The sequence below is a fragment of the Ruegeria sp. BA12 genome (assembly GCF_056539625.1).
Genome location: NZ_JBQFVF010000011.1, coordinates 111,347 through 133,208, shown reverse-complemented (window position 1 = coordinate 133,208; position 21,862 = coordinate 111,347). Strand labels below are relative to the sequence as shown.

Sequence of the window (21,862 nt, the reverse complement as noted above, 5' to 3'; positions counted from 1 at the left end):
AAGCATGACACCCCTGCTGAGCGTTCAGGACATCACCAAGACATATGGCGCGCGGATTGGATGTACTGGCGTCAGTTTTGATCTCTATCCGGGTGAGGTTATGGGGGTTGTTGGCGAAAGCGGCTCAGGCAAGACAACATTGCTGAACTGTCTGGCAGGTTATCTGGAGCCAGACACGGGGCAGGTGATCTTTGACACGCGCACGGATGGTCCGATGGACACAGTGACCATGTCGGAACCCGAACGCCGGATGCTGGGGCGAACGGATTGGGCCTTTGTCCATCAGCATGCAAGTGACGGTTTGCGCATGTCGGTCAGCGCGGGGGGGAACATAGGCGAACGGCTGATGGCCTTGGGTAACCGCCACTATGGGTCGATCCGAGGCGATGCCATGGATTGGTTGGGGCGAGTCGAGATTGACACAGACCGCATTGATGACCGCCCCACCGCGTTTTCCGGTGGGATGCAGCAGCGCTTGCAGATCGCGCGCAACCTGGTGACGGGGCCTCGGCTGGTGTTCATGGATGAACCGACCGGTGGGCTGGATGTCTCGGTTCAGGCGCGCTTGCTGGACTTGCTGCGGGGGCTGGTGCGCGAGATGGGGCTGAGCGCCATAATCGTCACCCATGATCTGGCCGTGGTGCGGCTGCTGGCGGATCGGTTGATGGTGATGAAGGACGGCCACGTGGTTGAGGCCGGGTTGACCGATCAGGTATTGGACGATCCGCAGCACGCTTATACGCAGCTTTTGGTTTCAAGCGTACTACAAGTGTGAAAGGGAAGGCGATGATCGAACTTAAAGGTGTCAGCAAAAGCTTTACCCTGCACAATCAGAACGGTGCCGTGATCCCGGTGATGGAAGGCGCTTCGCTGAAAGTCATGCCTGGCGAGTGTGTTGCTTTGACCGGGGTGTCGGGGGTGGGCAAGTCGACTTTGATGCGGGTGATCTATGGCAACTATCTCGCGGCATCCGGTCAGGTTCTGGTTGGTGGGCTCGACGTAGCTCAGGCTGAACCGCGTGAGATTTTGAACCTGCGCCGCGAAACGCTGGGATACGTCAGCCAATTCCTGCGTGTCGTCCCACGAGTGCCAACGCTTGAGGTTGTGGCCGAACCACTGTTGGCCATCGGATTTGACCGGCAAGTGGCTCTGGACAAAGCAGCTAATCTGCTGGTGCGGCTGAACATTCCCGAACGCTTGTGGACCCTAAGCCCTACGACATTTTCCGGCGGTGAACAGCAGCGGGTGAATATCGCGCGAGGCTTTGTGCATGACTATCCGGCGTTGTTGCTGGATGAGCCCACGGCCTCACTGGATGCAAAGAACCGCGAGACGGTTCTGGCGCTGATCACCCAGGCCAAGGCACGCGGCGCGGCAATTGTCGGCATTTTCCACGATGTCGACGCACGCAAGCGCGTCTGTGATCGCCAGTTCGACCTGTCCGACTTTGCACCTGGAATGGCCGCATGAGCCTTGCCACTGTCATAGCCGTCGTGGGCCCGTCAGGCGTCGGCAAGGACAGCGTGATGCAGGCGTTGGTGGCACGTGCGATCGGTATTTGTTTGACGCGCCGCGTGATCACGCGACCCGAGGGCGAAGAGGGTGAGGATTTCGACCGAGTGTCTGTTGAAGAGTTTCATCAGATGGTTGCGCGGGATGCCTTTGCGCTACACTGGTCCGCGCATGGATTGTTCTACGGCGTGCCCCGCACCATTGAACAACAGCGGCAAAGGGCAGATGCCGTATTGGTGAACCTGTCCCGATCCGTCTTGTTGCAGGCCCAAGAGGTGTTTGGCGATCTGATCGTGATCTCTCTGACCGCTGACCCTGAAGTATTGGCGCAACGCCTGTTGATGCGCGGACGTGAGAGCGCACCTGAGCAGACACGAAGGTTGGCGTGTGCCAAAGTGCCTTTGCCCGAGGGGCTGAAACGGGTGATCGAGATTGACAACTCCGGGCCGCTGGAGGCTACGGTTGAAGCCATTCTCGATCAGCTTCAGCCGGAAAGGACGTAGCGATGGATCAGGTGAAACCGCCCATCCCTTGCCTCGCCCACCAAAGCCAGATCATTGATTTGAAAGGGCGCGGGCAGCAGGGGAACAAGGTGCGATTGCAGCGCGCGCTCAACTGTCGACAACGTGGGTTTGTCCAATTTACCGCTGAGGGTGATGTGAAAGCGGAAAGACTCCATCACATGCGGATAACCCCATTGCACCAGGTTAGCCTCTTGCCGGGCGTTCAGGCCATGGGCGCGGCGGCGGTGCAGTTCGGCCTCCGATGGCGGGGCACGAAAGCTGTCCAGATCACGCACACAGGCGGCAGCCAGCGCGTTCAGAGCGACCTCATCCCCCATCGGACGCAAAGCCAGAAACCGACCCAATCGGGCGATCTGCAGCCCGCCCAGGGCGACCGGGGCCTGCGTGGCCGCAAGCCGCGCGCAGGCGTCGTGCAACGCTTCAACCGACTGCCCATACCGCAGGCGAAACGGGGGCTTCATCGTCGCATGCAGCCCGTATTTGCGCGGCACCTCGGTCACGGCTGCAACGTCCACACCGTTTATCACCAGGTGGGCAATGGGCGTTCCGACCTCCATATCCCAGCCCAGCCAGCTGGTGGCGAATTTCGTCCATTCCGCCCGCGCCGGGGGCATAAAATAGATCGCGTATCGCGTGAATGTCACGTTGGCCTCCTGTGCGCAGCCTTTCCACTTGTTCAGACCGTGTGAAGTTCAGATGACAGAAGAAATGATCCTTGCCAATGCCATGCTTGTTCTTGCCGATGAGACGATCACCGGCAGCGTCCGTATCGTAGGTGAATCGATTGCCGAGATCGCCACCGGCCGCACGGTTCCCCCGGGCGCGATTGATTGCGAAGGTGACTATGTCAGCCCCGGTCTGGTCGAGCTGCACACCGACAATCTGGAACGCCATATCCAACCGCGCCCCAAGGTCGACTGGCCGCATGCGGCGGCCATCTTGGCCCATGATGCCGAGCTGGCCAGCACCGGGATCACCACTGTCTTCGATGCGATACGCGTCGGGTCAATCCCCAGCGGCCAGCGTTACCGACGATACGCCCGCGAACTGTCTCGTGAACTGTGGCAACTACGGGAACAAGACGTGTTGAAGATCAGCCATTTTCTGCATCTTCGGGCCGAGGTGTGTTCAGAGACCCTGGTCGAGGAGTTAAACGAGTTCGGCCCCGAAGATAGGGTTGGGCTGGTTTCGTTGATGGATCACACACCTGGCCAACGTCAGTTTCAAGATATGTCGAAACTTGAGATTTACCTGAAAGGAAAGCTGGGGTTGGAGGGCGAAGGGTTTCAGCGCCATGTCGCGGACCTCAAGGCAATGCGAAAGCGCAACGGAGACAAGCACGAGGTCGAAACCGTCAAGGCCGCCAAGCGGTTTGGGGCCATGCTGGCCAGCCATGATGACACCACACCGGAACAGGTGCGAGTCTCGGCAGGACACGGCATCCGGCTGGCCGAGTTTCCCACCACCGTCGAGGCCGCACGCGCCTGCAGCGAACACGGGATAAAGGTGATGATGGGGGCGCCTAATCTGATCCGGGGCGGGTCGCATTCCGGCAATGTGGCCGCTCAGGAACTCGCCGATCTGGGCCATCTCGACATTCTCTCCTCAGATTATGTTCCCGCCGCGTTGCTGTTGTCGGCTACACGTCTGGGGGAGATATGGGGCAATATGGCCCGTGGCCTGCGAACGGTGACGCGGACGCCAGCACAGGTTGTTGGTTTGGACGACCGCGGAGAACTGCGCAGCGGCGCGCGCGCAGATATCATCCGATTCTGTCTTCACCATGGCGCCCCGGCGCTGAACGGGGTGTGGTCTCGTGGACGGCGCGTGGCTTGATCAGGCGCGGTAGAACAGATACCGGCCCGGCGCGATGGTATCCGGACCTTTGATCTCTTCGAACCCGGTTAGAGGTTGCCCCGATATCAGCAACCCGCCGGGCCGCATTACCCGCGCAATTAGCGGGCTAAGACGCGCTGCTTCGGCAACATCGTCTTCTTTGATGCCACGTCCAAAATCATAATGGGCCAGCGCGATCTTTGGCCCGTCGATACCAAGCTTTTCAAGCATGGGCTCCGCTTCGCCCTGCAGAAAGTCCTCGGCCGGAGGGGTGCTGGACGGATGGCATTGCAGCACCCGGTCCATGACCCAGATCCGCCGATCTGGCAGAATTTCCCGCAAATGGTCATAGGTGCGACCGTTGCCCAGCCCCATGTCCAGAACATCGCCGTCCATGTCGCTGATCTGCGCGACCGCCCAATTCAACCCGTCGCGTTGCGCGGTCAGGCGGCGTAGCATGGAATCCAGTCGGCTCATTCGGGTTCTCCGGTTGGTATTGTGGGGCCTGCCCAGGCAAAACCGGGGCCGTCCAGAAGTCGGCTCAGCAGCTCTTGGGTAAAGGTCCAGATCTCCTGAACATGGACCAGATGGTGGGTCAAGACGCCAAAAGGTTCGGTAATGTCGGCGCGTCCTTCACGCCGGTCGCGTAAAAGGTCTGCTGTCTGAATGATCAACTTGTCCGCCGCCACCAACCCGCGCGTTCCGCGCCAGTCAATCGGGTCCAGATGGGTGTTGATCTGCTCCAGCCTTGGGACAGGTTCCCGCGTCTTGCGCGGTGTCGCTGTCGAGACGATGCGATACCCAAGATCAGGTAATTCCTGCACCACATCGGGCGCGATGCGGTTCCAGGGCGGTACAAACATCGGACACAGCCTGTCTCCGAACAAAGTACGCAGGCGCTCCAGCCCGGATTGCGCGTCGACGATTATGGCCTCAAGCGGGCGGTGCAACCCGAATTCGGATTTCTTCTCGTCAGGCGGTGCGTGGTTTTGATGAGCCCAGCCATGCACTACAGGAATCAGCCACTGCTGCTGCGTGACGTAATCGCCCAGCCCGGCATCGGCATCACGAGGAATGATCGCCAGATGAACGGACAGGCCAAGCGACCGTGACAGCTCTGACAGCCTTTCAAGCTGCGGTGTCCTTGATATGGCGTCATCATCCCGCCACCACAGCGGCAGCGACAAGCCCTGCGCCTGCCAGATGTCCAACTCCGCCTCCAAAGGGCGCCAGTCCATCATCTTGTTTGCTCCCGCAAGTTCACGGCAATCTCGACCGATCTTGCGGCCCCGTCAAAGCCCTGCGCTGAAACCGGGCGTGGGCCATCTGACATGACCGACGCAACGGCCCGTGCTAATGAATCCCCATTAAGGGATTTGCTAGGCAACACATCGATGGCCGACAGGTCCGAGAGGCTCTGACCACGCAAACCCTGCTCAACCTCTTTGCCGTCGTCGAACGGGATAAAAACCGCAGGCGTTCCCGATTGCAAAATATCCAGCGCCGTGTTGTAGCCGCACATACTGACTGAGGCCGCCGCATGGGGCAGCATTTGCCGGAAGTCCGGGCGCACCGGTTCCAGCGTCACTTGGGCATCGCCCACGAGTTGTGACAGTTGATCAATACGTGCCCTTGCGTCCTGCCCGCCCACCAACAGGCGCCAGCGCCTGTTGGGTATCTTTTGGGCGGCCTCGATGGCCGCGCGAAAGATCGGCTGGCCCACAGATCCGCCACCGGCGCTGACCAATATTTCGCCATCACCCACCGCGTCAGGATGCGGCACAGGCGCCTCGGGCGCAACAAAACCGGTATAGAACAACCGCGAGCGCAATCGATCGGTCACCGGCCAGCTCACCTCCAGCGGAACAACGCTTTGATCTGAATGGACGAGGATACCGTCGTAATACTGGCACACGATCTCTTCCGTGCGTTCCGCCTTTGATGCCTTCGATGGCGGGGCCAGAATATCGCGGATCGAGCCCAGAACGACCGGCCGTTGCGGTAAGTTCCTGGCGGCCACCAAGGCGGCATTGAACTCGGCCGCAAGTGACCGGCGACCAAAGGGAAAAAGCTCGGTGATCAGCACATCAGGTGCGAAACTCTGCACGGCTGCGACCAATGCGGTTTCGCGCGATGTCAGATAGGCGGCATCGGCCACTTCATCGCTTTGGGTCAAAAGCCGGGTGAAATCCGTGCCGTCCGAACGCAGCGGTGGAAGCCCCAACAGGGTCATGCCCGCGCTGTCTAGCTGTGGTGCCGGCATTCCACCCGAGACAACAAAGGTCTCGTGCCCGGCCCGTACGAAAGCCCGGCCCAAAGTCAGCGCCCGGCTCAGATGCCCGGTGCCCAACAAGTGCGTGACAACAATCATCACCTTCATTGTGATGCCTCTGGTCTGATCAGGCGGACGGGTTCGGGCTGGGGACGTAGTGTCGACATATCGACGATATACATGCGGTTGCGTTTGATTTTAAAGGGGGCGGGGCCATTGAAATCCCATCCCCAGGCCCGCGCCAGAATGACCCGCATAATACCGATGTGGCAGACGGCAACCGTATCGCCCGACAACGCGTTCAGCCAGGGCTGCAGACGGGCCCAGACCTCAGCTGGGCTTTCACCGTTTGGCGGGCGAAAATCCCAGCTCCAGTCTTCGATATGGCGGTATCCGCTGTCGGGGTCGGCAATCAGGTCGACCCCGTGTAACCCTTCCCAATCACCCCAGTTCATCTCGGTCAGCGCGTCCGAAGTCTGCGGCTCGCGTCCCGCGACCAGACGGGCGGTTTCGCTGGCCCGCAGCAGGGGGCTGGACCAGAGGTCCGCGTCCTTCCATGGCGCGGGCAGTTGCATAGCGGATAGCTCTGCCTGCGCATCTTCGTCCAGCGGTATATCACTGCGTCCCTGAATGCGGCCCGCGCGGTTCCAATGGGTGTGACCGTGCCGAAGCAGTGCTAGCCGGGTCATGATCGAACCTCCATCAAGGGTCGTGTTGCCTGCCAGAACCGGTCGGTTGCTGCGGGCATCAGGTGACGTTCGGCCACGCGCGCGCGGGCTTTGGCCCCCAGTGACAGGCGCAAAGAAAGGTCATCCAGCAAGGTGCGCAGCCGTGCGGCCAATCCTTCGGGGCCAGCGTCGACCGAAGGATAGTCCGACGGGGACAGCACATCCCGCACGCCGGGCCGGTCCTGCGCTACAACAGGCACACCGCTGGCCTGCGCCTCAAGATAGATCATGCCATAGGCCTCGTTCACTCCCGGCCAAACCAGTACCGAGGCCGCACCGTACAGCTTCTGCAAAGCATCGCGGTCACATTGCCCCAGAAACCGGACCTTTGATCCGAACGGCGCCATCAGCACCTCGACTTCGGGACGTGCTGGGCCATCACCCGCAATATCCAAGGACCAGTCGCCGTCCAGTAAGGCCAGAGCCTGCGCTAGAAGAGTGTAAGAAGCCAGCTTGTCACCGTGCCGCATCATGCCCACGGTCAGCATCGGCCCCTCACAGCCCGAGGCGGGCGGCAAATCCGACCGGGGTAGGAAAGGGGGCAGTTCCACAAGGCTTTGATCCCCGTACCGTTCCCGTTCCAGAGTGATCAGGTCATTGGAGGTGTGGTAGAAAATCACCTGCGCCGCATCACAGGCGTCATGTGCAGCTTTTGCAAACCCGGCCCAGGGACCTGTCAGGCGGCTGGTTGCGCGGGTGCTTTCCAACTGAACGTAGGGAATGTTGCGCGCCTTGCAGACACGCGGGCCCAGCAGATCGGGGGCCTTGTAATAGTTGTGATAGGTCACCCAAAGCGCGGTGTCCGCGGGAAGATCGGCGATCAGACGTTGCACCTCGGCGTCAGCCTTGGCGCGCAATGCGGTCTGCACCTGCGCGTCCCCGGCTTTGTCGTAGGTACGCAGCCGCGAGGCCAGTTCGACCATATCCTCTTGCGCGGCGATCGCCTGCATCAGGTTGCGGGCCATTTCGCGATCCCCCGACGGCACCGGGCTGTCCGGCGCTTTCATCGGGGAGTAATAGGCCACTCGTGCCATCAGCCTATGTCCGAACCCAATGCGCGCAGTCGTTTGGACAGGCGGGCAATGCCGGGATCCATGCGGAAATCGGCGATCAAACGATCATAGGCGGCACTTGCCATCAAAGCAGTTTGCTGCGGATCGGCGGCCAGATGGATGATGGCGCTGGCCAATGCGGCAGGATCATCGTCGGACAAGACGCCGTGGGTGCCGGTTTCAATAAACTCGGGGATGGCCGATACCGGCGTCGACAGTATCGGCAACAGCTGTGATGCGGCCTCCATCAAAACATTGGGTAGCCCGTCGCGGTCTCCGTCACTGGCGATCCGGCTGGGAAGCACAAACAGGTCTGCGCTGCGCATTGCTTCGATCACTTCGGGTTGATCACAAGCGCCTTGCCACGTGATCCGTTGCGACAGGCCAGCGGCGTCGGCCCGATAACGCAAGGTATTGCCAAGTGTTCCGCCGCCAATGTGCGTCCAGTGCCAGTCCAGCGTTTCTGGCAGCATGGCAAATGCCTCGATCAGCCGGTCAAAGCCCTTTTTCTCGACCAGACGACCGACCGAGAGCATGTTAAATGGCCCGTCCGGCGCGCGTGGCGTACGGTTCGGCGGAGATGGAAAACGGTTCAGATCCAGCCCGTGATAGATCAGATCAACCCGCGCGGGATCGTCGGCCAAACTGCGTAGATGGTCGGCCCCAATTGCCGTGCAGGTCGCACCAAAAGCCGCTCCATGGGTGTCGGCGCGCAGTTTTTCGATCTTTTCCCACTCGGGAGATGTCCAGATGTCCTTGGCGTGGGCAGAAAAACTCCACGGCAGGCCACGCATGATGGCGGCGTAGCGCGCGACCGAGGATGGGGTGTGCATGAAATGCGCATACATCACTTGTGTCACGTCGGGTAATTCGGCGGTCAGAACGCAGGCCTGACCAAAACGCCGTATGCGGTTGTGGGTCGGATCACGGCGCAGATCGGCGCGCCAGACCCGGTAGGCCTCGGCATAGCCCGGCAGGGCTTGCGCAGTCTGTCGCGCAGCCCAGACACGCTGTGGTTCTTCGTAAAGGTATTCTGGCAGGTAATGCACCTGACCCTGAAAACGGTCGTGCAGCGGGTGCCGTTTTACGTCGGTCGGATGGCGCAAAGACCAGATGTCAAAGCTGTGCCCGGCCTCTTGCAGGGCGACAAGTTCCTGGGCAATGAACGTCTCGGACAGGCGCGGCCACCCTTTGACCAGCACCGCCAGTTTCGGCTGGGCTGTGGTCATCCGATGGCCCGTTCCTGTTCCTGGCCTAGCAACGCGTCAACGCGGTCGATGACATAATCCAACCCGTCCAGCAGCCCGTCCTGAATGGTCTGCGATGGCAGGGGTTGGTGCGGCAGGTCGCGGATCGCCTCGATCATCGCATCCGCTGTCAGCCCGTCGCGGTTTTCGTCCAGCATCCGCACAAGGCCCAGCCCTTCTGCGCGCGAGGCGCGAATCCACTGTTCTAGTCGTGGCGTCGTGCGAGGCACGATGACGGCACGTTTGTCAAAGGACAGAACTTCGCAGAAAGTATTGTAACCGCCCATACAGACCACCCCGGCGGCCCCCGCAAAAAGCGTTTCGATCTGGGATTCGAACCCCACGGCGGTCACCCGGCCATTCAACGCGGCAACGCGGGTCTCGAATTCTTCACGCAACTCACCGGAAAGAAAGGGGCCGTAAACCAGCACTGCACGCGGCGACAGGGTAGGGTCTTTTTCGTAAGCGGAGAGAACCTGGTTCACCATCGCCTTACCGTCGCCACCGCCACCTGGCGTGATCAGGATGTAGGGTTGTTCAGGTGGCTCGCCTACAGGGCCAAGATCCCGCCGCAGGTAACCGGTCCAATGCGTGCGCGATTGCGCCGCGTGGCTAAGCGGCAGCCCTTTGGTCGGATCATAGATCGAGCGCAGACCGTAAACCCAGATTTCGTGATAGAAGCGCTCGGTCGCGGCAAGGGCCTCTTTCCGCTCCCACTCGGCGGCCAGAACTTCGGGTTCGTCCAGCACGTCGCGCAGGCCAAGAACCAGCTTGGTGCGTTGCGAATGCAACAGATGTTCCAGTGTCGGCAGCAACTCCCCACGAAAACCGGTGGGTTCCTTGTCGACGATCAGCATATCGGGGTCGAATTGCTGGACGGCAGTCTGGATCAGACCTGCGCGCAGTTCGGTTACCTCTTCGATCCCCATGCCAATGGTGCGCGCTGCATACGAGCCATCGGCACGTTTGGTCACACCTGGCAGGCGCACGTGGTCGACCCGGCGCGGAAAGGTGAACCGACCTGCCACGGGTGACCCGGTCAGGATCAGGGCTGACGCTTGCGGGTTGGCTTGCGTGATAGCTGCGGCAAGGGCGCGCGACCGGCGCAGATGCCCCAATCCAAATGTATCGTGGCTGTAGAACAGTATGCGCGGCGCACGGCCGGTGATGTTGTTTTGTATTCCTAGGCTCATGCCTTCGCCTGTCGTGTCCCTGGGTGCAAATCCGCGCGTTAAACTCCGTTACCGTATATTCTTTGACGCCGCTTGCCAAAGGGGGTGCCGAGATTGTGCAAATTCGTCAAACATGGCGAAATGGCAACAGCCAAAGTACAGATGGTATTGGGGCGTTTTTCCCCGTTACACCCTGCGTTGATCTTGCCATTCCACTCATACTACTGGGTCGGTCATATTCAGTTTTTCCAAGGTTGCAAACACTCTTGTCGCCTGCATTGCAGCCGAAACACGAAATGACACGAACTTGAGCCGTGAAACGCTGAATATTTGAATACGCTTAGGCGCTTCTGTAACCTGCGATGCAACATACGACTTGGACAGAAAAATTGATGAAACTCAGACTAATTGCTGGAATGGCTCTGATCCTGTGGGCGTTTGCTGCGGCCTTCGTCACAGAGGCATCGGCGCAAGTCCCTTTGATCCCCGGATATACCTCAGAGTCTGAGGCCGAAACTGGGACCGATGGTGATCTGGCTGCCGCGATCAAGGCGGCAACCGAGGCCGGCGCCAGCATAATTGTCATCGACAGCGCGGGGCAGGTTGTGTCTTCGGGCGGTCGGCCAGGTGCTGATGCCTCGGCCGAGGACGCGCATGGGCCGATGGGCGACGGATCGCAACTGATGAAAGCGCAGGAAAGGTTCTCAAAGTTCCGCGAGTCCATGGAATCGCGCCTAGAGGCTTTGCCCTATTCTATTTTCGAAGTTCAGTACGTCCTGCGGCAGACCAGCCCGGATGGCCGCATTCAGACCTATGTCGAGGTTCTGGCGTGGAACATTCTGTTTCTGCTGCTGGGGCGCTGGCTGTCCACCGAGATTTACGGCAAGCGCATGGCCAAAAAGCTGGTTGTGGCACGGTCCAAGGAAAACCCGCAGGGCTATCGGGAGAAAATGCCGTTTTTGGTGTTCCGGTTTTTCATGGGGATCGGGGGCACGATCTTTGCGATGCTGATGGCGCTGATCGTGGGGTACCTGTTCTTTGGTGAAGCCGAAGATATCTCGATTCAGTTTACGGTCACTGCGATCTTTACGGCGTTTTTCCTGTCGCGCACGATATCCGACCTGTGGCGGATGGTTCTGTCCCCTTATCTGAGCCAATACCGTTTGCCGCCCTTCTCAGATCGAGACGCAAAGCGGCTGTATTTCTGGGCGTCGGCGCTGGCGACCTACGACATCTCGGTTGTGTTGTTCGCCACTTGGGTGGCGGATTTTGGGTTGAACTACAATGTCTATGCCTTGGTCTATGGTGGCCTGACCATGTTGGGCGCGCTGGGTAATTTGTTGATGATCATGTTCAATGCGCGCGCCATTTCGAATGCCATTCGCGGCGGGCGCGCACCGGACCAAGTGTCGTGGATTTTGCGGTTCATCTCATTCGCGTGGGCGCCTGTGCTGGTTGTCTATATCGTATTCAGCTGGTTCAAGCTGGCGGTGGATCTGGTGCTTGAGAATGAGAATTCTCTGCCGATCGTGGCCAGCAGCTATTTGATTTTCATGTCTGTGGTCGTGGCCTACGGAGCAATGAATTACCTGCTGGAGCGTTACTTTGACCGTAACCGCCAAATGGAAGACATGAATGCGGCGGCCACGGAAGAGGATGATGAAGCCGTCGAGACACCCGAGGCGGAACTGCGCCAACATTCGATCCTGACATATGAGGATTTGGCCCGTCGCGTGGCAGGGATTTTGGCCTTTGTGGTCGGGCTTTATGCGTTGGTGGTGATCTGGAACCCCGAAGCCAGCTGGAGCGAGGACTTGCCGGTCGAGCGTGCGCTGGATGTGATGGTCATCCTGTTCATCGGCTATATTCTCTTCCACTTCTTCCGCATCTGGATCGACTCGAAAATTGCTGAAGAAACCGATGATGGCGGCGAAGAGGCCGAGTTGGGCGATGAAGGCGGCGAAGGCGGGCAAAGCCGTCTGGCGACCCTGCTGCCCCTGTTCCGTGGGGCGATCCTGGCCGTTGTCGTCGTTACCATCGTTTTGATCGTGTTGATGGAGTTGGGGATTAATGTCAGCCCGCTGTTTGCCGGTGCCGGGGTGGTAGGTCTGGCTGTTGGGTTCGGCTCGCAAACGCTGGTGCGCGATATCTTTTCGGGGGCGTTCTTCCTGATGGATGATGCCTTTCGTAAAGGAGAATACATCGACATCGGGGATGTGAAGGGGACGGTTGAAAAAATCTCGGTTCGTTCATTCCAGTTGCGTCACCATCTGGGCGCGCTGAACACTATTCCCTTTGGTGAGATCAAGGTGCTGACCAACTATTCCCGCGATTGGGTGATCATGAAATTGCCGTTGCGTGTGACCTATGACACCGATGTTGAAAAGGTGCGCAAGCTGATCAAGAAGCTGGGTCAGCAATTGCTGAGCGACCCCGTGATCGGCGACAACTTTATCCAGCCGTTGAAATCGCAGGGCGTGATTGAGATGCAGGATTCCGCGATGATCATCCGGGTCAAGTTCATGACCAAACCCGGTGACCAGTGGCTGGTGCGCAAGAGAGTCTATCAAGATATCCGCGAGCTATTCGCACGCGAAGGGATCAAGTTTGCTCATCGCGAAGTCACCGTGCGGCTGGCCGAAGGCAAAGAACCCGAGGATCTGACGCCGAAGCAGCGTGAAGCCGTGACCGGCGCGGTGCAGGCGGCGATTGATGAGGATTATCTGGACGATATCGGCCCCGGCGGGGATGATCGCTAGGGAAGGCTCCCGCCCCCTTGGGATGCGTCTCTGACGAGACGCCCCCCAAAGTGTTGGGCCGGGCCGCGCGTACCGCGCGGCGGTTGGCTCAGGTGGTCAGCGAAGGCCAGATAGGTTGGGATGTGCCCAGCTTCGCGGCTGGCAGAGGCCATGACATATGGGCCTGGCCAACGGACAAAGCCGGTTTCAGGCGATGGCCGGGGCCCCAGCCGGAAGCTTCAATCTCTTGTGCGTAATCGGAAGTTGTGGGGGTTGTGATCTCTTCGTCCTGCTCGGATTTTGCCAACGCAGCCAGTAGTTCCGCTGTGCGGGCCAGGGACAGCTGCGCCAGCATGATGGAGTTTGCAGACGCGGCTTCGGCCATTGCTGACAGGACCGTCGCAGCCATCAGATAGCCTGTCGCGTGATCCAGCGCCTGAACCGGCAGAGGGGTGGGTTTTTCGGCCTTGGCCCAAGCGCGACCCGCGTCTGCGATGCCAGCGCTCATCTGTACGAGGCTGTCAAAACCACGTCTGTTGGACCACGGCCCCTGCCAGCCATAAGCGTTCAGAGTGACCTCAATTCGGTTGGGAGCCAGTTCATCACGTTTTATCTTGGTCAGTCCAAGCGCATCCAGCGCACCCGGGCGGTAGCCATGAATGAAGACATCTGCTTGCGCCAGCAGGTCTTCCAGCTTCTTCAGACCGGCTGGCGATTTCAGATCTAGATAGGCGCAGTGTTTGCCCAGTGAAATACCCGGAATGACACCCGGCTCATCCCATCCGGGCGGGTCGATGCGCAGAACTTCGGCACCGAACCCCGCAAGCGTACGGGTCGAGACCGGTCCGGCCAGAACACGCGTCAGGTCCAGAACGCGCAAGCCTGCCAGCGGACGTCGAGCCGTTGCCTCGGGACGGTCGCGCGGCGTGATATGCCGCGGGCTGTGCCATCCGATCAGCGGATCGCGCGACACCGCCCGCCCTTGCGGGTGTTCCAGCCATTCGGTCCGACCGCGCATCGCGGCGGCCGCGCCGCCCTCGGCCACAACCGAGGTTTCTAAATCGGCGATGGACCAGTCTTTCACAGCCTGTGCAACTGCGTCCCGGTTGGCTTGCGCCTTCAGCACCTTCAGCGCCGCTGCCCGGTGGGAGGGCAGATTGGTGTGCAGCCTGATCCAGCCATCCGACGCCTGATAATCCCCGGCGATTGGGTCCCAGAGGCTGGGCATCTCCCACCCGTCTGGTTTGAACGAAGACCCGTACCACAGCGAAGCCAAACGATGATTGACCGATATCTCAGGCGTTGTGGGGGCAAGGTTCATTGCTGTGATCAGGCGCGCCAACTCTTGACCAACGGCAGCGAAACTGGCGGTTGCCAGTTCGGATACAGCAAACGCGCTGGACCATGCGCCCTTCCCGGTCGACTTGTAGCTGTCTGCGGCGGGGAGGGCGGAAATCAGGCTCATTGCTGGTACGGGTCCAGACTGTCGCGCAATCCGTCGCCCAGGAAGTTGAACGCCAGTACAACGACAATGATTGGCAGCATTGGAATTGCCGTCCACGGATAGATCTCGATCGAGGCCAGGTTCTGCGCGTCATTCAGCATCACCCCCCAGCTGACCGCAGGAGCGCGCAGCCCAAGGCCAAGGAAGCTGAGCGCCGTTTCTCCAAGGATCATCGCCGGGATCGACAAGGTGGCCGATGCGATCAGGTGGGACATGAAGTTGGGCAGCAGGTGTTTGCGGATCACGCGGCCCGAGCTTGCGCCCATCATCTCGGCGGCGCGCACGTATTCCTCTTCGCGCAGCGACAGGAATTTGGCGCGCACGGATCGGGCCAGACCGGGCCAATCGAGGATGCCGAGGATGATCGAGATGATGAAAAACACCGCCACCGGGCTCCAATTCGAAGGCACCGCGGCGGACAGGGCCAACCACAGGGGTAGTTCAGGCAAAGAGCGCAGGATTTCAATGACCCGGTTGATCACCCAGTCGATCTTGCCGCCGAAATAGCCGGCCATCGAACCGAAGATAATTCCAAGGGTGAAAGACACCGAGATGCCGATTAAACCTACGGTCAGCGACAGCTGCGCGCCGTAGAGAATGCGACTGAACACATCCCGGCCCAGACGGTCCGACCCCCACAGGAACAGCGTCGCCCCTTCGGGCGCGCAGAACAGGTGAGTGTCGGATTTGATTAGGCCAGCCAGTTTGTATTCCGACCCTTCACAGAAAAACTTGATCGGGCGCGGATCTTCGAGGTCGGGTACGAATTTCCATTGGAAGGTTTCCAGATCGGCCTCGGCAACGATGGGAAAGACATGGGGGCCGATGAATTTGCCCTCATAGAACCAGTTGACGCTTTGCGGCGGCGCATAAAGATGCTCTCCGTTGCGTTCATTCGGACCATAAGGCGCGATGAACCCTGCGAAAGGCAGCATCAGATAACACAGCAGCAGGAAAATGCCCGAGATCAAGCCCAGCTTGTGAGTTTTGAACTTGCGCCAAACCAGCACCCAGTTTGGCGCGTCCAGATCGGCACGCTCGAGCTGTTGCAGGGCGGCGTCCGGGTCATAGGGGGCGTCGTCGACATAGCGACCATCGGAATGTTGGGTCATGCTTCACGCCCCTCGTACCGGATGCGCGGGTCAAGCATGACCAGCAGAATGTCAGATATCATGGTGCCGATGAGGGTCAGCAGGGCCACGAACATCAGAATAAAGGCGGACAGGAACTGATCCTGCGTTTTCAGTGCCGTCAGAAGGGTCGGGCCGATGGTTTGCAGGCCAAGAACAACCGAGACCAAAACCGAGCCGGACACCATCGAGGGTAGCAGGTTGCCGATATCCGCCACGAAGGGGTTGAACGCCACGCGCAGCGGGTATTTCGCCAGCATCCGCGACGGGGCCATCCCTTTGGCGATTGCGGTTTCCACATAGGGTTTCCCCAACTCGTCCAGCATGTTGGCACGCAAGCGTTGCATCATGGCCGAAGCCCCCGAGGTGCCGATCACAAAGGTCGGGACGATCAGGTGGACAAGAATGGACTTCAACTTGTCCCAGCTCATCGGCTGGCCTTCAAAGGATGGGTCCATCAAGCCGCCGATGGGTAGGTTGAAGTAACGGTGGCCGTAATAGAACAGGATCAGCGCAAGCAGAAAGTTCGGCGTGGCCAGACCCAGATACCCCACAAAAGCCGACGTGTAGTCGATCCACGTCCGGGACTTGGCAGCAGCAAGGACACCAAGCGGCAGCGCGACGGCGTAGACGAACAGGATGGCGGCCAGGTTGACCACTACGGTCAACCACAGGGTATCGCCTACAATCTCGGCCACGGGGCGGTCGAATTCGAAGGACCAACCATAGTTGCCCTGCAGAAGCCCCTCGAACCCGTGCGGGCCGGGCCAGAATCCCATCCAGATCAGATATTGTTCCCAGACGGGCCGGTCCAGCGCATATTCCGCACGCAGAAATTCCGCCTTGGCCACGCCGGCAGACTGGCCGGAAGCCTGCAACTCGGCGATCTGATTGCTCAGGTAATCTCCAGGCGGAAGGTTGATGATCACGAAGATCAGCACCGACACCACCAACAGAGTCAGCAGCATCGTGAAAAAGCGATACACCGCATAGCGCAGCATGACCATTTAGCTGCTCCTGATCAGTCGGCGAAGAAGAATTCGTCCGGCCGGTGAATGCCGAAATGGGCGCCGGGCTCCCATGCCCACATGGCCTGTTCGGGCACGTTGCGCAGGCGGTTCGACACCACCACAGGCTGCGGTGCGCCGTTCAGAATGCCGATGGCAAATAGCTGTTCGGCATGAATGTTCAACATCTCGGTCCAGATTGCCTTGCGATCGTCGTCGTTGGTGGCGACCTCCCAATCATGGGCCAACTGCATCAGGCGTTCTGCCTCGGGCATGTCGGGGGCTTCGCCTGCGTCGCCGCCGGTTTGATAAAATTGACCCCATTTGGGCCAAGCCAAAAAGACCTGATCGGTCGGCGCCAGATAGGCGGGCGAGGTGTGGGCCTGCGGAATACCGTCATCCCAGCCAAACCAGACTGAAGCCATTGTGTTTCCAGCAAAAACGCGGTTGCGCAAGATGTCCCTGTCCAGCGGTCGCATGACCAGAGCGACGCCAATCTCGCGCCAGGTGTCGGTGACGATCTGCAGCGCGTTCTCGACCTCCTGCCGTTCACCGGCAGTTTCGATGATCAGTTCCATCGGGCGGCCATCGGGCAGCATGCGGATGCCGTTCTTGTCCCGCTCGGTCAATCCGGCCTCATCCAGTAGGGCATTGGCCATTTCGATGTCGTATTGCGCCCATGCCTGAGCGTTTTCCTCATCATAGAACGGCGACGCGGGCAGAACCGACATCGCGCCGGGTTGGGCCAATTTGAAATACAGCGCCTGATTGATCGTCTTGCGGTCGATGGCAAGCGACAGGGCACGGCGCACGCGGACATCGCGCAGAACGTCGCGCCAACCGTCATCAGCAAAGTTCAGGTTCGGATAGATTGCGATCTGCGACGCGACACCGGTTTTCCACAGCCGTGTCTTGTAGTTCCCGACCTCTTCACCCTTCTTCAGGATTGACGCATCGCGGAACGCCAGACCACGCCCTTGCAGGTCGGTTTCACCGGCATTGGTTTTTGCTGCGACCAGACCGGGGGCGACAATCTCCATCTCGACCACGTCGATATAGGGCAACTGCACACCGTTGCTGTCGATGCGGTGGTAATAGGGGTTGCGTACAAAGTTATGCCGGATTTTCTTGCCCGAGCTGGCATTCAGCCATGGCTGCAGTGTGGGTAGTTCGTGGTTGTCGAATTTATAAAGGTTATCCAGTTTGTTGTGCAGTGCCGCCCAGCTTTTGACCCGGTTGTCTTCGACCAGCGCGGCCATTTCTTCGGGATCTGCATATTTCTCGTGATACGGCTTCAGAAATGCGGCCGGTCGGTAAATGAAGGGCGGGCGCGCCTGTGCCAGTGATTGCAGGAAATCCGGGTTCGGGTCCTCCCATTCGAAAACAACCGTGGTTTCGTCGGGGTAACTCACCATTGGCGTTTTGCCTTCGACGATCAGAAAATCGGGCGGGCCGGACGGGCTGAGCAGCTCGTTATTTGCGACATCTTCCCACCAGTACCTGAAATCCTCGGATGTAAACGGCGATCCGTCTGACCATTTATGCCCCTCGCGCAGGTTCAGGGTAAACTTGCGGTTGTCTTCGTTTTCGTAGGACTCGAGCAGGTCGGGTACAAGTTCGTAATTCTCGTTGAAACCCACCAGCCGGGCATAGCCATAGACAACCATCTGGCGGATGTCCTTGGACCGGGTGACCATGGTGCGCAAAGTGCCGCCTGGCGTTCCAAATTCACGCCCCTTCGCCGCCAGATCGACAACCAGCGGTTCATCGGGAAGGCGATCCTGAACAGGTGGCAGATTGCCCGCGCTCACCTCACTTTCCCAAAATCCGCTTTCCTTTGGGGTGGGTGTTTCCGCCGAGGCGGGCAGCATCCACGCAGCCGTCAGCGTGGCAGCCAGAAGCAGGGGGCGAGTGGTCTTAAACATGGCATCGTACCTTATGGCCGGGTTCCATCTCTACCAGCGAAGGTATCACGGAGTCAGTAAATCGGAAGGCGTCATCCCAACTGTCCGGCGAACCTGCGCCCAAAGCAACCAATTTCAGGTCGATTGGGCGGTTGATGTCAGGTTCTGGCTGGGCGGCAATCAGCGCCTTGGTGTACGGGTGGCGGGGATTGTAGAAAAGGGTCTCGGGCGGGGCCTGTTCAACGACCAGCCCGCGGCGCATCACGGCAACCTCGTCGGCAATGCGCGCCACAACGGCAAGGTCGTGAGAGATAAAGAAGTAGGACAGGTTCAGACTGTCCTGCAAATCTTCCAGCAGGGTCAGGATTTGTTCCTGAACCGAGACATCCAAAGCCGATGTAGGTTCGTCGCACACGATCAGCTGCGGGTCCAGCATCATGGCGCGGGCAATGGACAGACGCTGTCGCTGACCACCAGAAAAGGCATGAGGGTAGCGTTTCAGCATGTCGGCGTTCAGCCCAACCCGCAGCAGCATCTCGGCGGCTTTGTCACGCTGTTCAGATGCGGTGCCGATCTTGTGAATCTCCAACGGCTCGGTCATCGCATCCTGAATGCGCATGCGCGGGCTGAGCGAGCTGTAGGGGTCTTGAAACACCATTTGCGCCTTTCGCTGAAACGCAGTGCGCTGGGCGCGGGTCATGTGGTGGACGGTAATAGGGTCTTCGGTTGGCGAGGTGCGGAACAGAACCTCGCCGCCGGGATCTGGAAGTTCGGCGCCCAACGCGATACGCGCAGCCGTGGTCTTGCCCGAGCCGCTTTCGCCGACCACGGCCAGCGTCTTGCCGCGTGCGAGCTTCATGTCAACGCCACGGCAGGCATGGATCAGTTGTTCACCCTTCCAACCCTTGCTGGATCGCAAGGTGTAAGTTTTTGAGACGTTCTTGATCTGTAGGATCAGATCCTCGTCGGGCATCGGTATCCCAACTGAGTCTTCGTCCGGTATCTCGGGTGCGGCGTTGAACAATTGCTGCGTGTAAGGATGCGCGGGTGAGGTCAGGATCGGGGCGGCGGCCCCGGATTCCATCACACGGCCCTTGTGCATGACGACGACCTGTTCTGCCATATTGGCGACCACGCCCAGATCATGGGTGACAAGGATCAGTGCCATGCCGGTTTCGCGTTGCAATTCCTTGATCAGGCCCAGAACCTGCGCCTGTGTCGTCACGTCAAGCGCGGTTGTCGGCTCGTCCGCGATCAACAATTCCGGCTTGGACACCATCGCCATCGCAATCATGGCGCGTTGGCGCATGCCACCCGACAATTCAAACGGGTAAGAATCATATGCACGTTGGGGATCGGGAAAGCCAACGCGCTCGAACTGAGTCAAAACTTCTTTGCGGGCCTGCGCCTCGGAGGCGCCACGGTGCAGCCAGAGAACCTCGCTGACCTGATTGCCGATCTTGTGCAGCGGCGACAGGGATCGCATCGGTTCTTGAAAGATCATCGAAACGCGGTTGCCGCGAATGCCGCGCATCTGCTTTTCGCTAATCTTGGTCAGATCCTCTGTGCCTTTGGAATCATTCAGAATGATTGTCCCGCTGCGAATTTGCGCGGTGCGTGGCAAAATCCGCAACGCCGCCCTGCACGAGATAGTCTTGCCAGAACCGGATTCGCCGACCAGCGCAAGTGTCTGCCCCGCCTCGACGTCAAAATTGACGCCTTTGACAACGGGGTTGCCCGCACCAAAACCGATGCTCAAATCGCGGACAGACAACAAAGCTGTCATGCGGGTATTCCACCCGTTGGGCCGTAGGTCGGCATCGGCTTGATCAACTCCCCGTGTTTTTTGACGCAGTCTCGCGCGGTTGGGGCGGGGTAGTCAAACCCGTTCTTGGGGTGAAATGTTGCGGAAACGTGAAACTGACACCAATTTGTCTACACAAAGTCTTGAGGATTTGCGATCACGGGCCATGTCGACCCCATCTGGCAAATCGACTGATATCAAGGAGAGATTTCCCCGTGCCCGACGATCAAAGCCGACTCGATCTGTTCATTGACCGCATGGTGTCGCAACGCGCCTGTCTGGATTTTGCCATTGCCGAATCGCGTGGCATGGCGGGGCCGGTCTTTGAATTGGGTTTGGGCAATGGGCGGACCTATCATCACATGGCGCAATATGTGAAAGACCGCCCCGTGTACGTGTTTGAACGCGCGGTGGCGTCCCACCCAGATTCAACGCCCCCCGAGGATCGGGTGATTCTGGGCGATGTGCGCGAAACGCTGCCCGCCGCGCTGACGCGTTTCGGTGCCACTGCAAGCCTGATCCACGCGGACCTTGGCGGGCATAACCGAGAAAAGAACGACGCCTTTGCAAGATTTGTTTCACCGTTGATCCAACCTCTGCTCGCAGAAGGTGGTTTGATGGTCTCCAGTGATCGGATGTATTTCGACGAACTGACTGAATTGCCTTTGCCGCCCGGTGCGGTTCAGGGCCGGTGCTTCGTCTATCGCCGCTGAGACACAGGAGCATCCCATGCTGTTCTACGATTGCAAGACCGCCCCGAACCCACGCCGGGCTCGAATGTTCATCGCAGAAAAAGGGCTGGAGGTCGAAACCCGCGAGGTCTCGATCGGCAAAGGCGAACAGCTGAGCGATGCGTTCAAAGCGATCAACCCGAACGCGACCCTTCCTGTGCTGATCACGGATGAGGGCACGGCACTGACCGAGAACCTTGGCATCGCGGCCTATCTCGAGGCCCGATTTCCCGAGCCGCCTTTGATGGGGCGCACCCCGGATGAAAAAGGGCTGGTTTTGATGTGGAACAGTATCGTTGAACAGCAAGGCGGCGCGCCCATTGCCGAAACTTTGCGCAACACGCATCCCGCCTTTGCCGACAGGGCGATTCCTGGTCCGGTGAATCACGCTCAAATTCCTAAACTGGCGCAACGAGGTGCCGCGCGGGTTGGATATTTTTTCGATCTGTTGGAAAGGCGATTGGCGGAAAGTCCCTATATCGCCGGGTCTGAGTTTACGCTGGCTGACATCTCAACATTTGTCTTTGTTGACTTTGCCCGAGTGATCAAGACGCGAATACCGCAGGAAAATTCGGCAACGCTGACTTGGTTCGAAAAGGTCAGCACACGGCCCAGCGCGCAGCTTTAAACCAGAGAAATTCGTCGAACAATCTGGTGCGGGTAGAACTGTACAGAAATGTCTAGACAGAAGTGAACAGTGG

At 59.3% G+C, this 21,862-nt stretch carries 20 protein-coding genes; 7 read left to right on the top strand and 13 right to left on the bottom strand.

Translation table 11 applies throughout. From position 1 onward, the window contains the following. The first annotated feature begins 4 nt into the window (after positions 1-4). The 3 genes from phnK to phnN are packed head-to-tail and all read left to right on the top strand — an operon-like array spanning position 5 to position 2,015. Positions 5-775, top strand: a complete 771-nt coding sequence (phnK, locus tag ACR0B0_RS18250) for a phosphonate C-P lyase system protein PhnK (protein WP_425081459.1) — start codon at positions 5-7, stop codon at positions 773-775. Between the two features lie 11 nt (positions 776-786). Then, the gene (gene phnL / locus ACR0B0_RS18245) at positions 787-1,470 is read left to right on the top strand and encodes a phosphonate C-P lyase system protein PhnL (RefSeq protein WP_170351814.1); all 684 of its coding nucleotides are present in this window, start codon (positions 787-789) and stop codon (positions 1,468-1,470) included. Continuing rightward, complete coding sequence (gene phnN / locus ACR0B0_RS18240; protein ID WP_170351813.1) at positions 1,467-2,015, top strand: phosphonate metabolism protein/1,5-bisphosphokinase (PRPP-forming) PhnN; 549 nt, start codon at positions 1,467-1,469, stop codon at positions 2,013-2,015. The genes phnL and phnN overlap by 4 nt, the downstream gene beginning before the upstream one ends. On the opposite strand, the gene ACR0B0_RS18235 is transcribed toward phnN, so the two are convergent. Beyond that, a complete protein-coding gene (locus ACR0B0_RS18235; protein ID WP_170351812.1) occupies positions 1,997-2,680 on the bottom strand; it encodes a DUF1045 domain-containing protein in 684 nt (227 codons plus the stop codon). The genes phnN and ACR0B0_RS18235 overlap by 19 nt on opposite strands. Positions 2,681-2,732: 52 nt before the next feature. On the opposite strand from ACR0B0_RS18235, the gene ACR0B0_RS18230 reads away from it, so the two are divergent. Next, entirely contained in the window at positions 2,733-3,872 is a 1,140-nt protein-coding gene (locus ACR0B0_RS18230) for an alpha-D-ribose 1-methylphosphonate 5-triphosphate diphosphatase (protein ID WP_480649020.1), read from the top strand. On the opposite strand, the gene ACR0B0_RS18225 is transcribed toward ACR0B0_RS18230, so the two are convergent. The 7 genes from ACR0B0_RS18225 to ACR0B0_RS18195 are packed head-to-tail and all read right to left on the bottom strand — an operon-like array spanning position 3,873 to position 10,364. Then, a complete protein-coding gene (locus ACR0B0_RS18225) occupies positions 3,873-4,349 on the bottom strand; it encodes a class I SAM-dependent methyltransferase (protein ID WP_480649018.1) in 477 nt (158 codons plus the stop codon). Next, complete coding sequence (locus ACR0B0_RS18220; protein WP_480649016.1) at positions 4,346-5,113, bottom strand: polysaccharide deacetylase family protein; 768 nt, start codon at positions 5,111-5,113, stop codon at positions 4,346-4,348. Before ACR0B0_RS18220 ends, ACR0B0_RS18225 begins: the two co-directional genes overlap by 4 nt. Then, a complete protein-coding gene (locus ACR0B0_RS18215) occupies positions 5,110-6,252 on the bottom strand; it encodes a glycosyltransferase family protein (RefSeq protein ID WP_480649014.1) in 1,143 nt (380 codons plus the stop codon). The genes ACR0B0_RS18220 and ACR0B0_RS18215 overlap by 4 nt, the downstream gene beginning before the upstream one ends. Beyond that, positions 6,249-6,833, bottom strand: a complete 585-nt coding sequence (locus ACR0B0_RS18210) for a histidine phosphatase family protein (RefSeq protein WP_480649012.1) — start codon at positions 6,831-6,833, stop codon at positions 6,249-6,251. Before ACR0B0_RS18210 ends, ACR0B0_RS18215 begins: the two co-directional genes overlap by 4 nt. Further along, the gene (locus tag ACR0B0_RS18205; RefSeq protein ID WP_480649010.1) at positions 6,830-7,906 is read right to left on the bottom strand and encodes a glycosyltransferase family 4 protein; all 1,077 of its coding nucleotides are present in this window, start codon (positions 7,904-7,906) and stop codon (positions 6,830-6,832) included. Before ACR0B0_RS18205 ends, ACR0B0_RS18210 begins: the two co-directional genes overlap by 4 nt. Continuing rightward, positions 7,906-9,153 (bottom strand): glycosyltransferase family 4 protein, encoded by a 1,248-nt coding sequence (locus ACR0B0_RS18200; RefSeq protein ID WP_480649008.1) that lies wholly within the window; start codon positions 9,151-9,153, stop codon positions 7,906-7,908. The genes ACR0B0_RS18205 and ACR0B0_RS18200 overlap by 1 nt, the downstream gene beginning before the upstream one ends. After that, complete coding sequence (locus ACR0B0_RS18195) at positions 9,150-10,364, bottom strand: glycosyltransferase family protein (protein WP_170351804.1); 1,215 nt, start codon at positions 10,362-10,364, stop codon at positions 9,150-9,152. Before ACR0B0_RS18195 ends, ACR0B0_RS18200 begins: the two co-directional genes overlap by 4 nt. A 371-nt stretch (positions 10,365-10,735) precedes the next feature. On the opposite strand from ACR0B0_RS18195, the gene ACR0B0_RS18190 reads away from it, so the two are divergent. Continuing rightward, on the top strand, positions 10,736-13,102 hold the full coding sequence (locus ACR0B0_RS18190; protein WP_480649006.1) for a mechanosensitive ion channel domain-containing protein: 2,367 nt from the start codon (positions 10,736-10,738) through the stop codon (positions 13,100-13,102). A gap of 88 nt (positions 13,103-13,190) precedes the next feature. On the opposite strand, the gene ACR0B0_RS18185 is transcribed toward ACR0B0_RS18190, so the two are convergent. The 5 genes from ACR0B0_RS18185 to ACR0B0_RS18165 are packed head-to-tail and all read right to left on the bottom strand — an operon-like array spanning position 13,191 to position 20,412. Continuing rightward, complete coding sequence (locus tag ACR0B0_RS18185) at positions 13,191-14,546, bottom strand: CoA transferase (RefSeq protein ID WP_170351802.1); 1,356 nt, start codon at positions 14,544-14,546, stop codon at positions 13,191-13,193. Then, positions 14,543-15,697, bottom strand: a complete 1,155-nt coding sequence (locus ACR0B0_RS18180) for an ABC transporter permease (protein WP_170351801.1) — start codon at positions 15,695-15,697, stop codon at positions 14,543-14,545. Before ACR0B0_RS18180 ends, ACR0B0_RS18185 begins: the two co-directional genes overlap by 4 nt. Then, positions 15,694-16,722 carry an ABC transporter permease gene (locus ACR0B0_RS18175; protein ID WP_170351800.1) on the bottom strand — a complete coding sequence of 343 codons (1,029 nt, stop codon included), beginning with the start codon at positions 16,720-16,722 and terminating at the stop codon, positions 15,694-15,696. The genes ACR0B0_RS18180 and ACR0B0_RS18175 overlap by 4 nt, the downstream gene beginning before the upstream one ends. Positions 16,723-16,736: 14 nt before the next feature. Next, the gene (locus ACR0B0_RS18170; RefSeq protein ID WP_480649004.1) at positions 16,737-18,647 is read right to left on the bottom strand and encodes an ABC transporter substrate-binding protein; all 1,911 of its coding nucleotides are present in this window, start codon (positions 18,645-18,647) and stop codon (positions 16,737-16,739) included. Beyond that, positions 18,640-20,412 (bottom strand): ABC transporter ATP-binding protein, encoded by a 1,773-nt coding sequence (locus tag ACR0B0_RS18165; RefSeq protein WP_170351798.1) that lies wholly within the window; start codon positions 20,410-20,412, stop codon positions 18,640-18,642. The genes ACR0B0_RS18170 and ACR0B0_RS18165 overlap by 8 nt, the downstream gene beginning before the upstream one ends. Before the next feature lie 275 nt (positions 20,413-20,687). On the opposite strand from ACR0B0_RS18165, the gene ACR0B0_RS18160 reads away from it, so the two are divergent. Together ACR0B0_RS18160 and ACR0B0_RS18155 are read left to right on the top strand one after the other, a co-directional pair. Continuing rightward, positions 20,688-21,143 (top strand): class I SAM-dependent methyltransferase, encoded by a 456-nt coding sequence (locus ACR0B0_RS18160; protein WP_254428615.1) that lies wholly within the window; start codon positions 20,688-20,690, stop codon positions 21,141-21,143. Positions 21,144-21,159: 16 nt separating this feature from the next. Beyond that, on the top strand, positions 21,160-21,789 hold the full coding sequence (locus tag ACR0B0_RS18155; RefSeq protein WP_170351796.1) for a glutathione S-transferase family protein: 630 nt from the start codon (positions 21,160-21,162) through the stop codon (positions 21,787-21,789). Positions 21,790-21,862 lie beyond the last annotated feature (73 nt).

Excerpts from the sequence above, each read along its gene's own strand:
- phnK (WP_425081459.1), top strand. The coding sequence starts at position 5 with ATGACACCCCTGCTGAGCGTTCAGGACATCACCAAGACATATGGCGCG.
- phnL (WP_170351814.1), top strand. The coding sequence starts at position 787 with ATGATCGAACTTAAAGGTGTCAGCAAAAGCTTTACCCTGCACAATCAG.
- phnN (WP_170351813.1), top strand. The coding sequence starts at position 1,467 with ATGAGCCTTGCCACTGTCATAGCCGTCGTGGGCCCGTCAGGCGTCGGC.
- ACR0B0_RS18230 (WP_480649020.1), top strand. The coding sequence starts at position 2,733 with ATGACAGAAGAAATGATCCTTGCCAATGCCATGCTTGTTCTTGCCGAT.
- ACR0B0_RS18225 (WP_480649018.1), bottom strand. The coding sequence starts at position 4,349 with ATGAGCCGACTGGATTCCATGCTACGCCGCCTGACCGCGCAACGCGAC.
- ACR0B0_RS18220 (WP_480649016.1), bottom strand. The coding sequence starts at position 5,113 with ATGATGGACTGGCGCCCTTTGGAGGCGGAGTTGGACATCTGGCAGGCG.
- ACR0B0_RS18215 (WP_480649014.1), bottom strand. The coding sequence starts at position 6,252 with ATGAAGGTGATGATTGTTGTCACGCACTTGTTGGGCACCGGGCATCTG.
- ACR0B0_RS18210 (WP_480649012.1), bottom strand. The coding sequence starts at position 6,833 with ATGACCCGGCTAGCACTGCTTCGGCACGGTCACACCCATTGGAACCGC.
- ACR0B0_RS18205 (WP_480649010.1), bottom strand. The coding sequence starts at position 7,906 with ATGGCACGAGTGGCCTATTACTCCCCGATGAAAGCGCCGGACAGCCCG.
- ACR0B0_RS18200 (WP_480649008.1), bottom strand. The coding sequence starts at position 9,153 with ATGACCACAGCCCAGCCGAAACTGGCGGTGCTGGTCAAAGGGTGGCCG.
- ACR0B0_RS18195 (WP_170351804.1), bottom strand. The coding sequence starts at position 10,364 with ATGAGCCTAGGAATACAAAACAACATCACCGGCCGTGCGCCGCGCATA.
- ACR0B0_RS18190 (WP_480649006.1), top strand. The coding sequence starts at position 10,736 with ATGAAACTCAGACTAATTGCTGGAATGGCTCTGATCCTGTGGGCGTTT.
- ACR0B0_RS18185 (WP_170351802.1), bottom strand. The coding sequence starts at position 14,546 with ATGAGCCTGATTTCCGCCCTCCCCGCCGCAGACAGCTACAAGTCGACC.
- ACR0B0_RS18180 (WP_170351801.1), bottom strand. The coding sequence starts at position 15,697 with ATGACCCAACATTCCGATGGTCGCTATGTCGACGACGCCCCCTATGAC.
- ACR0B0_RS18175 (WP_170351800.1), bottom strand. The coding sequence starts at position 16,722 with ATGGTCATGCTGCGCTATGCGGTGTATCGCTTTTTCACGATGCTGCTG.
- ACR0B0_RS18170 (WP_480649004.1), bottom strand. The coding sequence starts at position 18,647 with ATGTTTAAGACCACTCGCCCCCTGCTTCTGGCTGCCACGCTGACGGCT.
- ACR0B0_RS18165 (WP_170351798.1), bottom strand. The coding sequence starts at position 20,412 with ATGACAGCTTTGTTGTCTGTCCGCGATTTGAGCATCGGTTTTGGTGCG.
- ACR0B0_RS18160 (WP_254428615.1), top strand. The coding sequence starts at position 20,688 with ATGGTGTCGCAACGCGCCTGTCTGGATTTTGCCATTGCCGAATCGCGT.
- ACR0B0_RS18155 (WP_170351796.1), top strand. The coding sequence starts at position 21,160 with ATGCTGTTCTACGATTGCAAGACCGCCCCGAACCCACGCCGGGCTCGA.